The following is a 17,016-nucleotide window of genomic DNA, read 5'->3' on the forward strand; positions in this document are numbered from 1 at the left end:
ACGAAGTGGCGGCCCTGAGGCGGGGTCCCCGCCGCGCACGCGACGCTTTCGGTGAGCGCATCGGCTACCATATAACCATGGTCGCAACCTAGAAAGGAGGCTGCCATGACTCAGTCAATGATCGGCCTGGTAGTGGCGTTGGCGGCCCTGCTGGTCATCGCGTTCGTGTTCGCGCGGCGATACAGGCACGCGCATCGACAAGAGACCATGACCCAGTGGCTCGACGCCCATCACATGGGTTGGCTACATCACAGGCACTGATTCCGGAGCCTGGCGGGTAGAGTCCCAGATGACATCCCGGCGATCGAACTCACCCCGATCGGCATTCGGTCGTGCCTGTCACACACGCGCCGCGCTGTTCTGCGCGGCGTTATTCGCGCTCGGGGCCTGCGCGCAGCCGTGGGAGGCGTTCCATGCAGGCGAACCGGAATCGGCCGTCGTCGCCCGATTGGGGCAGCCGCGCGAGGTCTACGAGATGCCCGACGGTTCCCGGCGGCTGATGTGGCCGACGCAGCCCATGGGGGAAGTCACCGTCGCCGCGGACATCGACCCGACCGGCAAGGTTATCCGCGTCCGGCAAGTGCTGCAGCCGAACGAGTTTTACCGCGCGGAGCCTGACAAGTGGACGAAGAATGACGTTCTGATCAACTTCGGCCGCCCGGAGGAAACGACTTACTTTCCGGTGATGAAACGCGAAGTCTGGAGCTATCGCTATCTGGAAGACAACGTGTGGTACCTGCTGTTTAATTTCTATTTCGACGACACTGGCGTGCTGCGCTCAACCCAGAAGAGCCCGGACCCGCTCCACTTGCAGGGTGGCGACAACAAGCCGATGTGATGTCGATTTCAGCTTCGCTAGCGCTCCGACGACTGCTCGCGCAGGAAGGCCTGCGCTTCCGCCTCCGTCTCATAGACATAAGGTGACAGCCCGCGCCGCGTCAGTGCGCCGCCCAGCTTGGCGCGCATGAAAGCGCTGGTAGTAAAGCGCGTCACGCCGAGGTAGTAGCGCTGCACCATATCCTCGACCATTTCGACATACGCGTCTTCCAGCGCGGGGTCCAACACGAAACCCTCGTAGTTCACCACCGCATAAACCTTGTGGTCCAGTGGTTCGCAGACGCGGCATACCTGAGCCCGGATCGCGGCGATGTCGTCGGGACGCTTCACCTCGAGACGCGAGAAGTTGAGAAACATGATGTTCTTGTCGTCGTCGTAGATGAAGCGTGCTTCCAGCGGCAGCCGCAAAACATTCGAGCGCAGGCCCATCGGTTCCGGCAGGAAAATCCGCTCGTCCATCTGCTTCGGCGAACGCAGGATCGGTGCGAAGTCCATCCTGGCCAGAATATCGCGCTCCAGATCGACGCCAGGTGCGATCTCGATGAGTTCCATGCCCTCGGCGCCCAGTTCGAACACGCAACGCTCGGTGATGTAGAGGACCGGTTGTCCCGCTGCCGCCGCATACGGGCCAGAAAACGTGCGATGCTCGACTTCCTCGATGAACTTCCTGGCCGTGCCGTCACGGTGGATGTGCAGCTTGCCGTCGACGACTGAAATCTGGCTTTGGCCCGCCATGAACGTGCCGACAAACACGACCTTCCTGGCATTCTGGCTGATGTTGATGAAGCCTCCGGCACCAGCCAGGCGCGGCCCGAATCTCGACACGTTGAGGTTACCCATCCGATCGGCCTGCGCGAGGCCGAGAAACGCGATGTCGAGCCCGCCGCCGTCATAGAAATCGAACTGGGCGGGCTGATCGATGATCGCCTGCGGATTGGTCGCCGCGCCGAAGTTCAAGCCTCCCGCCGGAATGCCGCCGATCACGCCGGGCTCGGTGGTCAGCGTCAGCAGGTCGAGGATTCTTTCCTCGTTGGCGACGCTGGCGATGCCCTCGGGCATGCCGATTCCGAGATTCACCACGCTGTTCGGCTGGAGTTCCATTGCCGCGCGCCGCGCGACCACCTTGCGCTCACTCATCGGCATCGGCGCCACACTGCTCACCGGCACCCGGATTTCGCCGGCGAACGCCGCGCTGTACGGTGTGGCAAAGGTCTGCTGGTGGTTCTCGGGCGGCGCCAGCACGACGCAATCGACCAGCACGCCGGGGATCTTGACCTGTCGCGGATTGAGCGAGCCGCTTTCGGCGATTCGCTCCACCTGGACGATCACCAGACCGTGGCAGTTGTGCGCGGCCATGGCGATCGCCAGAGCCTCCAGGGTCAGCGCTTCGCGCTCCATCGTCACATTGCCGTCGGGATCGGCGGTGGTGCCGCGCACGATCGCGACGTTGATCGGGAAGGACTTGTAGAACAGATATTCCTCGTTGCCGATCTGCATCAACTCGACCAGGTTCTCGGTGGTGCGTTCGTTCAGTTTGCCGCCACCGAAGCGCGGATCGACGAAGGTACCGAGGCCGACTCGTGAAAGATGGCCGGGTTTTCCGGCTGCAATGTCGCGAAACAGGTGACTGATCACGCCCTGCGGCAGGTTATAGGCTTCGATCTGGTTATCCACCGCAAGCCGCTGTAGCTTCGGCACCAGACCCCAGTGTCCGCCGATGACGCGTTTGACGAGTCCCGGCGTCGCCAGGTGGTTCAGTCCCCGATCCTTGCCGTCTCCCTGGCCGGCCGCATAGACCAGCGTCAGGTCGCGGGGCTTTGGGAGGGTGACTAACGCATCCTCGTCACGGGTCGTACAGAGTTCCTCGATGGCGATAGCGATGTCTTCGGCGAAGCCGATGCCGACGAAGCCGCCTGTCGCGACTGTATCGCCGGCGCGGATCAGGCGCACGGCATCGCGCGCGGACGCCACTTTGCCGGAAGAGCGGGAAAGGATCGCCGGTGAAGGCGTCCCCGCGGTTGATTGCGTGCTCACGTTTCACCTCGTCTGATTCGAGCGCGATTGTCTAGTAGGCGCCGCCGGTATCGATGGTCAGATGGAGCATGTCGTCCTCGAGAACCCGGATGAAATGCTCATCCTCCTGCAGGAGTTCCTCCAGCACGTCACTGTCGGAAAGCACGCCGATGACGCGCCCCGATTCGATAACAGGCAGGTGCCGGATCCGCTTCGTGTGCATCGACGCGAGGCATTGATCGCAGGTATGCTCGGGTGTCACATAAAACACCTGAGTGGTCATGATGTCGCCAACCTTGGTGTTGGCGGCGTTGCGGCCGAGCACGTCGACTTTGCGCGCGTAGTCGCGCTGGGACAGCACGCCAACCAGATTGCTGCTTTGCAGCACCAGCACCGTCGTCACATCCTTGTCGGCCATTAGCTGCAGCGCGCTGAGCACCGTGTCGTCGGGTCCGACCGAAACCACCTCCCGCGGGTTCGCGGACAGAATTTGCCGTGCTGTCTTCCTCTCCTTTTTCATGAGCGCCTCCACACAGAAAGGGGAGCATGTGCGGACTCCGCCTGATCAAAGCGAAATCGGAATACGATCGTTCAGGTCCAGCCAGGTCTGGCGATCTTTTGTCTTCGTCCGAATTGCAGTGTAGGTCGCTTGATCTGCGCCGAACGGAACATTTTCCGTTCGGGCTTATGTGGAAGAAGACGTCACGCTTCTGATAGCGGTCGGCGCCTCTCGATGAACATCTGACCAGATCAGACATTCAGGTTGAACATTTCGGTCGAACCTACAGGCGCCGTCACCGCTGTGACACGGATTCGCCCCGATCCGTCCGCCGCTTGCTACCGCGAACGGTCGGCCGTGAGCCCACCTCGTGGTCCGCGCGCGGTTCGTCATACGCAGTGGCGACGGCCCGCAGCCCCTGCCGGACGCGGTCGATCACGTTGCCTTCCTGTCGTCTCGCGTACACCACGTACGCCGACCATGAGAATTCCGGCGCGCCCGTGACGAGGCGCAGACGGCCGTCCCGCAAAAACGGCTCGGCGGTGCCGATGCGAAAGTAGCCCGATCCGCCAACTGACAGCAGATAAGTCAGCGCCAACGGTCCGAGCGAAATGGAGACAGGTGGACTACCGAGTTCAGGGAAGGCCGCCTGATCGTTTGCCTGAAAGCTCGGCCCCCAGTCGACATATACATACTGGGCGGGATCCATCGCGCCATCTGGCGCGCTCGTCACCATCACCAGCTTTTCTTCGACGAGCAGTTCCGAAACCAGGTCAGGACGTTGCGGAGGGTTGTAAAGAACAGCGATGTCGAGCGATCCTTCATGCACGCGGTCAAGCAAACGCATCGGACTGTCGACCTCCGCGCGCAGGGCGATCTGCGGGCATTCGCGATGCATCCAGATGAGCCAGTCGGCGAGGAGCGGATGCCACAGGCTGAGTTCGCCGCCCAGACTGACACCCTCTTCGCGTCCGGGCGGGAGCGCAACATGCTGACGAGCTTGTTCCCACACCTGCACGAGGGTCGTTGCATGCCGGACGAAGCGTTCCCCAGCCGTCGTCAGACGGGCGCCAGCCTTGTTGCGCACGAACAGCCGGCGTCCCAGCTGTTCCTCCATGGTGCGGATGCGCGCGCTCACCGCCGTCTGCGTCAGGTGCAAACGCTGCGCGGCAGATATGAAGCTACCACTTGCCGAGACTTCGAGAAAGGTGCGAGCTAGCGTGATATCCATCGTTTTATATCAAAATTTTTGCTTTCAATTGCAATGACAATCCATTTGCCTGCGGATAACCGGTGCCGGAAAATTGCGGTTGGTTCATCACCAAGCTGACCTGTCGAGGCCCGCGCGACACGCTCACGCGGACACCCCGGGCAGCGTACGTCTGGAGTCGATAGAGAGATGGCTGTTGCGGAATTTCGGGACCCGGTGCTCACCGAGGCCCAGTGGGAACACATCAAGGCCCTCACGACCTCGCTCGACTCCCGGCAACTCGTCTGGGTCAGCGGATATCTGGCGGGGTTCGATCAAGCCAGCACACTGCGAGCCGAAGCGCGCGCACCGGCTGCTGAAGCCGATCTCGGCGGCACTTCGGCACGCCGGCTCACCGTGCTCTACGGCAGCGAAACCGGCAACAGCGCGGCGCTCGCCCGCACGCTCGCCGAGCAGGCGGCGCAACGCGGTCTCGTCGCATCGCTGCATGACATGGCGAGCTACAAGATTCGCCAGTTGAAGGACGAGCAGGATGTCCTCGTCGTCGTGAGCACCTATGGCGAGGGCGATCCGCCGCAGTCGGCCACCGACTTCTTCGAGTTCATCGAAGGACGCAAGGCGCCGAAGCTCGGCGGCATGCGTTTTGCCGTGCTGGCGTTGGGAGACTCGACCTATGAACACTATTGCGAGGCGGGCAAGCGGCTCGACCGCCGATTCGAGGAGCTCGGCGCCGAGCGCCTCGCGCAGAGGGTCGATTGTGACGTCGATTACGAACAACCGGCGAACGCCTGGATCGAGCAGACCCTTGCGCTTCTGGGCAGCAATTTATCCGCAGGCGGTCAGCCGCCCAGCGCCGAGCCGCGCGCGCCCGCAGGCGCGTTGCCGCAACGGCGGGCCGCCATCGACAGGCAACATCCATTTCACGCCCGCGTCATTGAAAACATTGCGCTGACGGGGCGTGGATCTTCGAAGGAAACCCGGCATATCGAGCTGTCGCTCGAAGGCTCGGGCCTTAGCTTCGAACCGGGCGACGCGTTGGGCGTGGTGCCGACGAATGACCCATCAGTGGTTCGCGCGGTACTGCAGGAACTCGATCTCGATGACTCGCAAGCCGTCGACGTGAAGGGCAACGACACCACACTCGGCGATGCGCTTGGCGCGGGCTTCGAAGTCACTGCGCTCACGCCACGCTTTCTCGAGCATTGGGCACGGCTTTCCGGTGCGGCAGAGCTCGAACGTCTCGTCGACAACGCGCATGCGGGCGAGCGAACCGCCTACATGCGCGGTCACCACATCATCGACGTGCTCCGGCGGTTTCCCGTCAAGGGCATCGACGCGCAGCACTTCCTGGCTGCGCTAAGACCTTTGCAGCCGCGCCTCTATTCGATTGCATCGAGCCTCGCCGCGGCACCCGATGAAGTGCACCTGACCGTTTCGGCGCTGCGCTACGAACTGCACGGCGAACCGCGCGCAGGCGTAGCGTCGGGGCAATTGTCCGAGCGCATCGAGCTCGATGCTCAATTGCCTGTGTACATACACCGGAATTCGAACTTCCGGTTGCCCGGAGGCGACGTGCCGATCATCATGATCGGCGCCGGCACCGGCATTGCGCCGTTTCGCGCCTTCATGCAGGAACGCGAAGCACGCGGGGCCAACGGACGGTCGTGGCTTTTCTTCGGTGAACGCAACTTCCGCACCGACTTTCTCTATCAGACGGAGTGGCAACGGCTGCTGAAAGACAACGCGTTGACGCGGATGGACGTTGCCTTCTCGCGCGACCGGCGCATCAACGGCGAAGGCAAGACCTACGTGCAGCACCGGATGCAGGCGCAGGGCCACGACCTTTTCGCGTGGCTGGAAGAAGGCGCGCACCTGTACGTCTGCGGCGATGCAAGCCGCCTCGCGCCCGATGTCCATCACACGCTGCTCGAGATCATCGGCAGCGAGGGCGCGCTCGATACCGAATGCGCGCAAGCGTACCTTCAACAGCTTCAACGTGACGGGCGCTACCAGCGCGATGTCTACTGAGCGACATGATGAGCAACCCACATACCGAACCGGATCGCAGCCGCGACCTGTCACAGCCCGTCGAACGCTTGAGCGCGGACGAACGTCTGAAGGCCGCGAGCGACCAGTTGCGCGGCACGATAGGCGCAAGCCTTGCCGATCCGCTGACGGGCGCCGTAGCCGATACCGACACGAAGCTGCTGAAATTCCACGGCATCTATCAGCAGGACGACCGCGATTTGCGCGACGAGCGCCGGCGGCAAAAGCTGGAACCGGCGTTTCAATTCATGATTCGCGTGCGGATGCCAGGCGGCGTTTGCGCGCCTGCGCAATGGCTCAAACTCGACGAGCTCGCGCGTGCGAACGGCGGCGAAACACTGCGGCTGACGACGCGGCAAACGGTCCAATTCCATTGGGTGCTCAAGGACGACCTGCGACCCCTCATCCAGGGCCTGCGCGAAGCGCAGCTCGATACGATCTCTGCCTGCGGCGACGATGCCCGCGGCGTGATGTGCTCGATCAATCCGCATCTGTCGTCACTCCATGCCGCTGTCTATGACCTCGCACGCCGCGCCAGCGACCAGGCGATTCCACGCATGCACGCTTATCGCGAGACCTGGTATGGCGAGACACGCATCGAGGGCCCGGAACCCGAGGAGCCGTTCTACGGCAAGACCTACATGCCGCGCAAGTTCAAGATTGGCTTCGCGGTTCCACCCGTCAACGACATCGATGTTTATACACAGGACCTCGGATTTATCGCCATTGCCGAGCATGGCGAACTGAAGGGATTCAACGTCGCGATCGGCGGCGGAATGGGCCGCAGCGATCAATCGGCGGCGACCTATCCGCGCCTCGCCGACGTAATCGGCTTCGTCACGCCGGATCAGGTGCTTGCCACCTGCGAAGCGGTGATGAGCGTTCAGCGCGATTACGGCGACCGCAAGGAACGCGCGCACGCGCGCTTCAAGTACACGATCGACGATCTCGGTCTCGACTGGGTCAAAGCCGAGATCGAGCGGCGGCTGGGCTTCGCACTCGGAAACGCGCACCAGTTTGCCTTTACAACCAACGGCGACGCACTGGGCTGGCAGACGGGCGACGACGGCGCACATCACCTGACGCTGTTCATCGAGAACGGCCGCCTGAGCAACGGGCCGGACCATGCGCTGCTCGATGGTCTGCGTGCAATCGCGCGCGTGCACGTCGGCACGTTTCGCCTGACGCCTAATCAGAACATCGTGATTGCTCAGGTGCCCGACGCGAACCGCGAGCAAATCGAGCGGCTCGCCGAAGAACACGGCCTGCTCGCTCACGTTCGTGACAGCGCGTTGCGCCTGAACTCGATGGCCTGCGTCGCGATGCCGACCTGTGGTCTGGCGATGGCCGAAAGCGAGCGCTACCTCCCGTCTCTCGTGACGAAGATCGAAGCCTTGCTCGAAAAGCACGGGCTGACGGATGTCCCGATCACGATGCGTATGAGCGGGTGCCCGAACGGTTGCTCGCGGCCCTATATCGCAGAGATCGGCCTGTCGGGACGCGCGCCGGGCAAGTACAACCTTTATCTCGGTGGCGGCTTTCACGGGGAAAGACTCAATCGCCTGTATCGCGAGAACGTCGGCGAACAGACGATCCTCGAGTCGCTCGACACGACGCTCGGCCATTTCGCCAGCGAACGCGTCGAGCACGAGCACTTCGGTGACTTCGTCATTCGCGCAGGTTATGTCGATGCCGTGACCTCGGGCCGCGATTTCAACCGTTGATCAAGTGTATTGCACGGTCTGCTTCGACGATGTCGCTTTACTTTCGGTCCATGAAGGAGAATTGGATTTGCGCCGCCGACGCGGGCGTCGGCGGCGCGAGGCAGGCGTTCGGACCCGGCTTCAGGAACGAGGAATGCTGCGATCCTATGGGTTCAACCACTGGAGAGCACAATCATGTCCCATCGACTGAAAACAGGTGATCGCGTCACGTGGAACACTGCGCAAGGCGTGACGACAGGCACGATCGTCCGCAGGATCATCAGGGATACGGAACTGGACGGTCAGGTTGTCAGCGCGTCGAAGGACGACCCCCATTACGAGGTCGAAAGCGAGAAAAGCGGTCAGCATGCGGTGCATCGCGCGGACAGTCTGGAGAAGGTGCACAAGCACTGATCCGCGCCGGATCGAGAAACGACGCGATTGCACCGGGCTGCGTCGTTGCAAGGTAGGCCAGCAAGACTCGCACGGCATGATCGGGCCGGCAGGGTACCGGCCCGCCATGCCTGCTAGGCGATCTTCTTCGCTTCGTCACGCCAGTAGTGTTGCTGTTTCCACCCAAGAAGGCGCTTGAGTTTCTCATTGCTGAGCAGAGTCTCGAACTCGCCGAGTTGCTTTCTGAGCGGCACGCCCGGGTAGTAGCGCCGAAGCAGTTCCGCTGTGGGTACGTCGGACGATACGTCGTCGGCCGCGACGTTCATGACCTGAAAGCCGAGGCCATCCTTTTCGATGGCGAGCCGGCACGCGCTCGCGAGGTCGCGGCCGTCGATATAGCTCCACGCAATCCTCTTGCGCAGTGTCGGGTCTTTGAGCCACTGCGGAAACTTCGCGTAGTCGCTGGGTTCGAGCACATTGCCGATACGTAAGCAGTAAATGTCGGAGCCGGTTCGCGCGTGAAACGCCTTCGCCGTCACTTCGTTGATCACCTTGGACGTCGCGTAGCTGTCCATCGGGTCCACCGGGTATTGCTCGTCGAGCGGGAAGTATTCCGGACTGCGGTCGCGGTGCGCGAACACGATGCCGTAGGTGGTCTCGCTCGATGCCACGATCACCTTGCGGATGCCAAGCTTCGACGCCGCGTCGAGGATGTTGTACGTGCCCATCACGTTGATTCGGTAAACCTCGTTGTCGGGCGTGATCATGATGCGAGGGATCGCCGCGAAATGAACGATCGCGTCAATCGGCTTGGGTTCGAGGTCGTTGGCGAATTCCCCCGCCGCCGTGCTCGATGCCAGCGCATTGAATACCTGGCCCGCATCGGTGATGTCCGTAATCAACGTGCGCGCGGTGCGCGCTGCCATCGGCACGCGATCGACGTTCATCACCTCGTAGCCGTGCTCGATCAGGTCCTGGACGACCCATTTCCCGGCCAGGCCGCTGCCGCCGGTCACAATCACTCGCTTCGTCATGTGCTCCTCTTCTCCTGTTGTCCTTCTTGTTCCGGTGGCGCTGCGTGTCCCTGATGCGGCAGTGCTGGTCTCTGCTCAATGCGTTCGGCTGAGACGACGTTCAGGCGTTGATCCAGGCTCGCGCCTGTTCCAGCTCGTTGACGCGAAACGCCTTCATTTCGGCCTTTGTAAAGAACCGCGCCAAATGCATCGACGCGTGAATCCAGCCCGCGTCGGCCACCACGGCGGCGCGCGTGACTTTGCGGGCGACGGAGACGCCGAGCGTCAGGTCGGTCCACAGCGCCTTCGGTTCGATGCCGCTGAAATGCTCGATGCGTTCGAGCACGCGGGTCTTACCGTTCAGTTCAAGATCGCCACGCATGCGCTCGATGGCTTCGCGCAGTTCGTGGTCGGTGATTTTGCCTTCGACGGTTATTTCGATGACCGGTGAATCGGGTACGGTGTGATACACGATCATGGCAGGACCCCTGGCGAGAGAGACGTTACACGCTCAGGCACAGATGAACCTGGCGTCCGACGGTGTGCTCATGGTACCCCTTTCCACACGCCCGGTTGGGTTGCGAGCGTATTGCCATCGAGATCGACGACGAGCGGCCGGCCGCGGTCCGGCGTGATCGGCGCGTGGTTCACGACTGCGGCACGATCACGAACATTTGGTAGGGACGCGCGGGCAACTCCCGTCCCCACGCGGTCTTGCCCACCTCGAGCGCAACCGGCGCTGCATGGCTTAGCGACGATGCAGTCGCGATGCAGTCCGAGTCGTCGCCACGGCACACGATCAGCGTACCTTGGCGCGCGAAATCGGCGGGTGTGATCCAGGGCGTTGCCGCCGGCCAGTGGAGATCCCAGAAGCGGGCGCGGCCGCCGTCATAGAACACCATCGAAGCGGCCTCATGCGTCGAGCCCGCCACGATCGACAGCGGCCGGCTGGTGCGTTCGTGCCACACCGCCTGCGCGGCCGCCGCGAGTTCCGCGCGTGGCTCGGCCGCGTCGTCGGTATTGCGCCGCGCCCCCGTGTAGCCGACCACTGCCGACACCGCGAGAACCAGCGCCCAGTAAACCCCCATCGCGCGTATCGCGCGCCGCGGCGCGAACTCGACGCGGGCTTGCGCAAGCACGGCAAGCCAGAGCGGCACGATCGCGAACCACTGCGCCATGCCCCAGACCGAGGCCATCTGCGTCTTGCCGGTCACGGACAGCACGCCCACGGCGAACAGCGGCCCCAGCGCGAGCCACCAGAGATCCGGGTGCGACGCGGGCCGAACGACGCTCAGCGCCATCAGCCGCGCAGCCCCGCGGGTGCGCACCATCAACAGCACGAAAACGAAACTGAGCGCGAGATAGCCGATCTGCGCGAGCGTGTAGATGCCAAAGCGCCCGACCGCGGCGAGCAGGGTGCCGCCAGTGCGTTGCGCGGCATACTCGAGCGTCGGGAAATGATTGACCATCATCCAGTGGACGTGCGGGGCCAGCACGGCGACGCCGGCCGCCACCGCGAGCAGCGAATCGACGCTGACGAGGCGCGCACGCCATGCGGGGCGCGCGAGCAATGCCAGCAACAGCCCGAGCAGCAGCACGATCGTGAAGTACTTGCCCAGCACCGCAAGCGCCGCGCACGCCCCGAGACCGAGCGCCGCGCCGCTGCGCGCGAGGCGGCTGCCCGGTTGCGCGTAGCGGACGAAAAAGTAGGCGGTCCACGGCCAGACCGACAACAGGATCGAGTTCGGATTGAATTTGATGGCGAGATTCGAGTAAAGCGGCGATACCGCCATCGCAAGCCCGGCGAAGATCGCGATCTGGCGCGGCACGAAGCGGCCGGCGAGCGCGACGATCCCGGCGAGGCCGACCAGCACGTTCACCGCCGACAGCGCGAAATACGCGAGATCGGTATGCGGGAACACGTTGAACCAGGCCGCTGCGACCCACGACGAAAGCGGCGGGTGCTTTGCGTAACCGGCCTGCCACTCGATGCCCCAGACGTAGGTCTCGACCATGTCGCCCTGGATGTCCAGATTGCCGCGCGCGAGCCAGGCGGCGAGAGTCCAGACGACTGCGTGGAAGGGGAGCAGCCAGCCGAGTGATGCGATGCCTGCGGCGGCAGGTTGGTCGGAGGCCGAGGCGAGCGACGGAGGATTCGAAAGCTGGGTCGACATTGAGCGTGATGGTCCGAGTGCCGCCGTACCGGGCGGCGTTTTTAGCCCGGCATTGTAATATGAGCTTATGGAACAAGTGGGCGAAACTGACAGACCACCCGGCAACCCATGGCGCCGATCGAGTTACAAAGGCTTGAGGGAGGAAGGACGCTCGCGGCGAAAATTGGCCCGTGAAGGGGGCGCGTCCATCGACTAACAGAGCGGCATGCCGCTAATGGGCCTGGCATCAGCCGGCCGCCGGGCGAATGAAGAGGAACGTCGTCACGACCATCAGCTGCCGCGCATCTTCGGTAGCCGGGTGACCGTTGTACCAGCCGGAGATCAGGGGGCGGTTCCGGCTAGCGCACATACATCATGTCAGAAGACGTCCCCATTCATAATCGACACGATCGGGTAGCATGGGACTTACGCCGGCCCCCGGCGTAAAAGTGAGTTCGCCGAAGAACACCCGGTCAGATGGTGAGTACAGGTCGACGCGTACATAATCGAAACCCTCGGACAAAAGCGCCGCCGTATCAAGCAACAACTCCAGATTGTTCGGCCGCGGTGCCGGTCTCGTGCTGCGAACGTAGGGAGCAAACTCGAGGTCGATACGGTTCCATTGTGCGTCGTATGTGTCGCCGCGCGTATTACTTCCGAAACGGTCTGAGATCACGAAGATAAACATCACAGGTCGCCCCGATCCGTTCGCAAAGCAGTGAACCTTGTAGTCGGCTGGAATCATGCCGTGCTCGTCGAGCAGCAGACTCTCGAAGTAAATGCGTGGCTGAATTCCTCGGTAGTGCCGTTCCCGCGCATTTCTGTAGAAATTGGTGGATAGCCATTGGCTGGCGAGAAGCTGGAGATGTTCGAAACTCTGCTGCGACTTGTCCCGGACGATTTCTACAAAGTTGTTTCCATGATTTGCCTTCATGACAAAGGAATTCGGCAACATGTCGAAAACATTCTGCGTAAAGTCCGAGGGTGCGGAGATGATGGGGATAAGGTATTTCTCACCGATCTTTTCTCTGACGTAATCGCGCACGGTCAGTTTGTCGGTCAACGCGCTGTATCGCGAGTCCGGCCGCAAGCAACGTAGCAGGATTTTCTCGTTGTAGGTTGTGGGGTGAAATAGTTTAGGGAAGCGCCCGATACGCTTCCAGTGTAGCAAGCTGAGGAAAACCGCATCGGGAAGAAGCTGTTTCGCGTTGTCTTTCGTCCATTGAACAATGGATTGGGACGGGTAGGTCATTACACGTCTCCCAACAATGACTACGCACGGGTATCAACATTCCTGAAGCTGCGACCGACAGAAGTTCGATGCAGGCAGCAGGGGACATGATCATTCGGCAAGAAGCCAACGTCAAGAGCGGTGCCGCCGCATGTAGTAGCTATTGATATGCAGCAAAGCCGCTCAGTGCAAATAATCAGAAGTAATGGGCCGCTGACCTTGTTTCCTGACCGGATGTGTTCGCAATGAAAGCGTCATGAACGCGCTTGAAGTGGAAGGTACCGTACGCATGTGTATCGTCGCCTTGATCAACGACTACGCGTCGAGCATGCGCGCAACGTCACGCATTGCCGGAAGAAGCGCCGCAAGGCTGACCTGTCCAGCAACGTGATCCTGCAACGCACTGCGGACATCGATTGCGGTCACTACCGCGAAGTACGATTGTCTGCGTGACGACGCGAAGAGTTACGCGGGTTCGCTTGCCCTGAGAAGTTCTATCGCCCATTCGACGAATACGCGCACCTTGGAGGCGAGATGCCGATTGGCCGGATAGGCAACGTGCACAGCGACGTCATCGCCGCGCCAATCGGGAAAGAGGCGCACGAGTGCGCCAGAGCGAAGGTGCGGGGTGACGAGGAACGCATAGGTGGTGAGTACGCCGAGCCCTGCAAGTCCAGCCGCTAGCGCGGCGCTCGAGTCGTTGACGCTTAACCGATGACTGCCGTGGATTTCGAAGAGCTGTTCGTCCCGATGGAGCTGGAAGACGAAGTCTCGCCCCGAGCGCGGCGAATTCATGCGGACGATCGTATGGCCTTGCATGAGGTCCGCGGGCTCGCGCGGTAGGCCGTGGCGCTGAATGTAGGCGGGCGACGCGCACGTCACGAGCGGCAGCGTACCGGCCGAGCGCGCGATCAGTGAGTCGCTGAGTAATGGCCCGAGACGCAGAACACAGTCAAGGTTCTCGGCGATGAGATCAACCGACCGGTTACCGACGCTCAGCTCGACCTGCACATCGGGATAGCGCGCAAAGAAGTCGGGCATGGCCGGGACGACCAATTGGTACGCCAACGAGCCGGGCAGTTCCACCCTGATTTTTCCCTTCGGCGAACGGGTTGCGCTCAGGACGCTGCCATCCAGCGAGCCAACCTCGTCAAGCACGCGAATCGAGCCCTCGTAATAGATCTGGCCTTCCTGCGTCAGCGTGAGTTGACGACTTGTACGGTGCAGCAGCCGCACCCCCAGTTCTTTTTCGAGTTCCTGTATGAGGCGGGTGACGGACGATTTGGGCACATTCATGAGGTCTGCAGCACGCGTAAAGGTGCCTGAATCGACGACACGAACGAAGGTCTGCATCGCGGCCAGCTTATCCATGCATTAGTCCTGTCAGATTGGGATGCATGCGGGTCGCGGGTCGATATGGATATTTGCGTCGTGCGAGGATGCATGCGATGTGCTGCGGCATTCTCGCACGGCGCAGGCGCCGAAAGCGTGTCGTAAGCGTCGGTCGCCCGTACGCTTGCGCCGCCATCAAGCCTCGCTCAGGAAGCTGACCAATGCCTGATATGCGTGCCCCCGGTTCTTCTCGAGCATGAGCATGTGGGTTGCTTCGCCCAGTTCGAGCCAACGCTTGTCCGGCGACCCGCTCAGATGCGCGAAGTAATCCTGCGCAAGCGCGAGCGGCACGTCGACATCCCATTCTCCATGAATCAGCAGGACCGGCACTTCGATGTGGCCCGGGTCATAAAACGCCTTACCTGCTCCCCAGTACTCGCGAATGTCCTGAATCGGCCCGTTCGCGACACGGATCGACTGGTTCTCGCGCAACGCCTCGTCGGGCTCCGTGCGAACCGTATTGTCGAGCCATGCTTCGAAGCCACCATCCGGTATCAGTGTGCTGCGCTTCCACTCGGGGGCGGCATTGACCCAGCGCTCGCGCGCATCGGCCGCGCGCACCACCCGGTAACCACCCAGCGGGCCACCTGGGTCCAGTGGGATGGGCTTGTCGCTGACCCACTGTGGCGCGACGAGCCCGAGCCTGCGAACCTTGTGACCGTTGCGGGCGGTGAACGCGCCACTCACGCTGCCGCCCCAGGACATTCCGATCACATTGATACGCGCGATGCCTGAAGTGCGCAGCACGAAGTTCACGGCGCTCGTGAAGTCGCGCAAGCCGGATTCGGTACGCCCCAGCGGCTCGCTCTGCGCAGCGGCGACACGCATTTGCGGTGGTCGTGTCGATTCACCATAGCCGCGCGCATCCACGGCGTAAACATCGAAGCCTGCGCGAGCGAGGTAGTCCATAAACGAATAACCGCCGATCGGCGTGTCGTAGAGGCTGCCGGATCCGTAGGTGGCGCCGTGCATCAACATCACGGTGCGTGCTTCACCAAAGTCGGTGCGGCCTGCCGGCCGCTTGTTGCGGATGTGAAGCTCGATCTCGGGCGTATCGCTCGGGATCATGAAGTCGCGGGATTCAATCTGTGCTTGGGTTGCCATGATGTTTGCTCTCTGGTGGAGAGGTTCAGCGGGGCAGCCAGACGAAACCGCCGGCCTGCCTTTCGACCACGCCCACGGATGTTCCGGGGAAATGACTGCTGAAGAACAGCGAGTGCCGATCTGCGGCGTGGTTCAGCGCCCAGAGCCGCGAGCGCTCGGCATCGTCGGGAAACTCGCAGAAAGTCGAGTTCCACTCGGGCTTGGCTATCTGAATCGGGTGATGCATGACGTCGCCTGAAAACAGCGCGTGCTGCCCTTCGGAAGTGAAGCCGATCGACAGATGGTCGAAGCTGTGGCCTTTGGTTCGATGGAACGTGAACCCCTCCAGGCCTTCGAGCGTGGGCTGGCTTTGTGCGTCGATCAACAGGGCCTGGCCCGCATCGATAATCGGCTGCACGCTGTCCTCGAATACGCCAGCGCTCGGTGTCTGCACGTGCGCTTCGTCGGCATAGAAACGGTACTCGGCATTCGAGAACACGTAGGTCGCATTGGCGAATGTCGGGCGCCACGCGTCACCTTTGCGCACCGTGTTCCAGCCGACGTGATCGACGTGCAGGTGCGTGATCAGCACGACGTCGACGTCGGCCGGCTGGACGCCGGCTGCCGCAAGGCGCTGCAAGTAAGGCGTATCGAGTTGATCGAACACGGGGTTCAGCGGTCGATGCTTGCCGTTGCCGGCACCCGTGTCGATCAGGACGGTTTTGCCCTCTGTCTGCACGATCCAGCTATGTACGCTCAACGCGAGCGTCTCACCGTCTTGCGAGGCGTTCTCGCGGCCGATCCATGGCGGCGGATCGTTGGCAAGGATCGAGCGATCCCGGTCGGGAAACAGGTAGGCTGAAGGAATCTCGGGAAGAACGAGATCGGTGACCCGTGTCACGGTCGCACTGCCGATCCGATATCGATGAATGGTGTCCACTTTGATTGCACATCCTTTTGGAAGAGGCCGCGGCGATGTGTCGAGGCATGGACGTATAGTCCTGCTTCCCGCCGTCTGGAAGAAGCGGGGCTGGGCGAAAGCATGGTTGCGGAAAAACGAACGTTGTGACGCCTGGACCGGATCGCCGCTGAGGGTGCAACGGCGCTGTCTGACGGACTGCGGCGACAGCTTTTGCCGGCTTTCCGGGTGCCGCGGTCCGGGTTGTCATGAATGACGCGCACCGTACTCAGGAAGGCGACATAACCGCCGGGCTGTTTCGGCCTAGAATTCTCTGAGGAGGTGCCAGTCATGTCAGCTACCAGGCGCAACGATCCAGGCCATCGCGCCTATCAAGCCGCACTGGACAGAACGACCCGCTACCCTTCGGAGCACGTCACGTTGACAGCTAGTTCCAGGAAAAGGCTGCGCCCCAGTGCGCCGCATCGCAAGGTCGGGCGCGGCAAGATCGGCGTCGGCGGCAAGCGCAGCGAAAGGTAGGCGTA

General features: G+C 62.1%; 17 protein-coding genes. 6 read left to right on the forward strand and 11 right to left on the reverse strand.

Going from position 1 to position 17,016, the window contains the following annotated elements:
• Nucleotides 1–105 precede the first annotated feature (105 nt).
• Complete coding sequence (locus AB3X94_RS13715; RefSeq protein ID WP_176111255.1) at nt 106–261, forward strand: hypothetical protein; 156 nt, start codon at nt 106–108, stop codon at nt 259–261.
• Nucleotides 262–289: 28 nt separating this feature from the next.
• Nucleotides 290–838 carry a hypothetical protein gene (locus tag AB3X94_RS13720; RefSeq protein WP_176111254.1) on the forward strand — a complete coding sequence of 183 codons (549 nt, stop codon included), beginning with the start codon at nt 290–292 and terminating at the stop codon, nt 836–838.
• A 17-nt stretch (nt 839–855) separates the two neighbouring features.
• Here AB3X94_RS13720 and AB3X94_RS13725 read toward each other — a convergent pair whose 3' ends face one another.
• From AB3X94_RS13725 to AB3X94_RS13735, 3 genes are all read right to left on the reverse strand, one after another.
• Nucleotides 856–2,871, reverse strand: a complete 2,016-nt coding sequence (locus tag AB3X94_RS13725) for an acyl CoA:acetate/3-ketoacid CoA transferase (protein ID WP_176111253.1) — start codon at nt 2,869–2,871, stop codon at nt 856–858.
• A 31-nt stretch (nt 2,872–2,902) separates the two neighbouring features.
• Nucleotides 2,903–3,370, reverse strand: coding sequence for a CBS domain-containing protein (locus AB3X94_RS13730; protein ID WP_176111252.1), 468 nt, complete (start codon nt 3,368–3,370; stop codon nt 2,903–2,905).
• Between the two features lie 274 nt (nt 3,371–3,644).
• The gene (locus tag AB3X94_RS13735; RefSeq protein WP_368611818.1) at nt 3,645–4,580 is read right to left on the reverse strand and encodes a LysR family transcriptional regulator; all 936 of its coding nucleotides are present in this window, start codon (nt 4,578–4,580) and stop codon (nt 3,645–3,647) included.
• Nucleotides 4,581–4,748: 168 nt separating this feature from the next.
• On the opposite strand from AB3X94_RS13735, the gene AB3X94_RS13740 reads away from it, so the two are divergent.
• The 3 genes from AB3X94_RS13740 (at nt 4,749) to AB3X94_RS13750 (ending at nt 8,722) form a co-directional block, all read left to right on the forward strand.
• On the forward strand, nt 4,749–6,587 hold the full coding sequence (locus tag AB3X94_RS13740; RefSeq protein WP_368611819.1) for an assimilatory sulfite reductase (NADPH) flavoprotein subunit: 1,839 nt from the start codon (nt 4,749–4,751) through the stop codon (nt 6,585–6,587).
• A gap of 8 nt (nt 6,588–6,595) precedes the next feature.
• Entirely contained in the window at nt 6,596–8,329 is a 1,734-nt protein-coding gene (locus AB3X94_RS13745; RefSeq protein ID WP_368611820.1) for an NADPH-dependent assimilatory sulfite reductase hemoprotein subunit, read from the forward strand.
• 174 nt (nt 8,330–8,503) lie between these two features.
• A complete protein-coding gene (locus tag AB3X94_RS13750) occupies nt 8,504–8,722 on the forward strand; it encodes a DUF2945 domain-containing protein (RefSeq protein WP_368611821.1) in 219 nt (72 codons plus the stop codon).
• Between the two features lie 113 nt (nt 8,723–8,835).
• Here the strand turns inward: AB3X94_RS13750 and AB3X94_RS13755 are convergent, their stop codons facing one another.
• The 8 genes from AB3X94_RS13755 to AB3X94_RS13790 all read right to left on the reverse strand — a co-directional run bounded on the left by AB3X94_RS13755 (nt 8,836) and on the right by AB3X94_RS13790 (nt 16,513).
• Nucleotides 8,836–9,735, reverse strand: a complete 900-nt coding sequence (locus tag AB3X94_RS13755) for an NAD-dependent epimerase/dehydratase family protein (protein WP_368611822.1) — start codon at nt 9,733–9,735, stop codon at nt 8,836–8,838.
• A 100-nt stretch (nt 9,736–9,835) separates the two neighbouring features.
• The gene (locus tag AB3X94_RS13760) at nt 9,836–10,192 is read right to left on the reverse strand and encodes an STAS/SEC14 domain-containing protein (RefSeq protein ID WP_176111246.1); all 357 of its coding nucleotides are present in this window, start codon (nt 10,190–10,192) and stop codon (nt 9,836–9,838) included.
• A 169-nt stretch (nt 10,193–10,361) separates the two neighbouring features.
• A complete protein-coding gene (locus AB3X94_RS13765) occupies nt 10,362–11,888 on the reverse strand; it encodes a glycosyltransferase family 39 protein (RefSeq protein ID WP_368611823.1) in 1,527 nt (508 codons plus the stop codon).
• Nucleotides 11,889–12,114: 226 nt separating this feature from the next.
• Complete coding sequence (locus tag AB3X94_RS13770) at nt 12,115–12,237, reverse strand: hypothetical protein (RefSeq protein WP_368611824.1); 123 nt, start codon at nt 12,235–12,237, stop codon at nt 12,115–12,117.
• A gap of 3 nt (nt 12,238–12,240) precedes the next feature.
• Nucleotides 12,241–13,119, reverse strand: coding sequence for an ATP-grasp fold amidoligase family protein (locus AB3X94_RS13775; RefSeq protein WP_176111244.1), 879 nt, complete (start codon nt 13,117–13,119; stop codon nt 12,241–12,243).
• Between the two features lie 444 nt (nt 13,120–13,563).
• Nucleotides 13,564–14,469: a LysR family transcriptional regulator gene (locus AB3X94_RS13780; RefSeq protein WP_368611825.1), complete on the reverse strand. Its 906-nt coding sequence runs from the start codon at nt 14,467–14,469 to the stop codon at nt 13,564–13,566.
• A gap of 156 nt (nt 14,470–14,625) precedes the next feature.
• Nucleotides 14,626–15,594 carry an alpha/beta hydrolase gene (locus AB3X94_RS13785; protein WP_176111241.1) on the reverse strand — a complete coding sequence of 323 codons (969 nt, stop codon included), beginning with the start codon at nt 15,592–15,594 and terminating at the stop codon, nt 14,626–14,628.
• Nucleotides 15,595–15,619: 25 nt separating this feature from the next.
• Entirely contained in the window at nt 15,620–16,513 is an 894-nt protein-coding gene (locus tag AB3X94_RS13790) for an MBL fold metallo-hydrolase (RefSeq protein WP_176111240.1), read from the reverse strand.
• Nucleotides 16,514–16,822: 309 nt separating this feature from the next.
• On the opposite strand from AB3X94_RS13790, the gene AB3X94_RS13795 reads away from it, so the two are divergent.
• Nucleotides 16,823–17,011 (forward strand): hypothetical protein, encoded by a 189-nt coding sequence (locus tag AB3X94_RS13795; protein ID WP_176111239.1) that lies wholly within the window; start codon nt 16,823–16,825, stop codon nt 17,009–17,011.
• Nucleotides 17,012–17,016 lie beyond the last annotated feature (5 nt).

This window comes from Paraburkholderia sp. BR10923, assembly GCF_040948765.1.
Lineage (GTDB): Bacteria > Pseudomonadota > Gammaproteobacteria > Burkholderiales > Burkholderiaceae > Paraburkholderia > Paraburkholderia youngii.

Excerpts from the sequence above, each read along its gene's own strand:
- AB3X94_RS13730 (WP_176111252.1), bottom strand. The coding sequence starts at position 3,370 with ATGAAAAAGGAGAGGAAGACAGCACGGCAAATTCTGTCCGCGAACCCG.
- AB3X94_RS13775 (WP_176111244.1), bottom strand. The coding sequence starts at position 13,119 with ATGACCTACCCGTCCCAATCCATTGTTCAATGGACGAAAGACAACGCG.
- AB3X94_RS13740 (WP_368611819.1), top strand. The coding sequence starts at position 4,749 with ATGGCTGTTGCGGAATTTCGGGACCCGGTGCTCACCGAGGCCCAGTGG.
- AB3X94_RS13795 (WP_176111239.1), top strand. The coding sequence starts at position 16,823 with ATGTCAGCTACCAGGCGCAACGATCCAGGCCATCGCGCCTATCAAGCC.
- AB3X94_RS13720 (WP_176111254.1), top strand. The coding sequence starts at position 290 with ATGACATCCCGGCGATCGAACTCACCCCGATCGGCATTCGGTCGTGCC.
- AB3X94_RS13755 (WP_368611822.1), bottom strand. The coding sequence starts at position 9,735 with ATGACGAAGCGAGTGATTGTGACCGGCGGCAGCGGCCTGGCCGGGAAA.
- AB3X94_RS13785 (WP_176111241.1), bottom strand. The coding sequence starts at position 15,594 with ATGGCAACCCAAGCACAGATTGAATCCCGCGACTTCATGATCCCGAGC.
- AB3X94_RS13735 (WP_368611818.1), bottom strand. The coding sequence starts at position 4,580 with ATGGATATCACGCTAGCTCGCACCTTTCTCGAAGTCTCGGCAAGTGGT.
- AB3X94_RS13770 (WP_368611824.1), bottom strand. The coding sequence starts at position 12,237 with ATGTGCGCTAGCCGGAACCGCCCCCTGATCTCCGGCTGGTACAACGGT.
- AB3X94_RS13780 (WP_368611825.1), bottom strand. The coding sequence starts at position 14,469 with ATGGATAAGCTGGCCGCGATGCAGACCTTCGTTCGTGTCGTCGATTCA.
- AB3X94_RS13750 (WP_368611821.1), top strand. The coding sequence starts at position 8,504 with ATGTCCCATCGACTGAAAACAGGTGATCGCGTCACGTGGAACACTGCG.
- AB3X94_RS13745 (WP_368611820.1), top strand. The coding sequence starts at position 6,596 with ATGAGCAACCCACATACCGAACCGGATCGCAGCCGCGACCTGTCACAG.
- AB3X94_RS13715 (WP_176111255.1), top strand. The coding sequence starts at position 106 with ATGACTCAGTCAATGATCGGCCTGGTAGTGGCGTTGGCGGCCCTGCTG.
- AB3X94_RS13765 (WP_368611823.1), bottom strand. The coding sequence starts at position 11,888 with ATGTCGACCCAGCTTTCGAATCCTCCGTCGCTCGCCTCGGCCTCCGAC.
- AB3X94_RS13760 (WP_176111246.1), bottom strand. The coding sequence starts at position 10,192 with ATGATCGTGTATCACACCGTACCCGATTCACCGGTCATCGAAATAACC.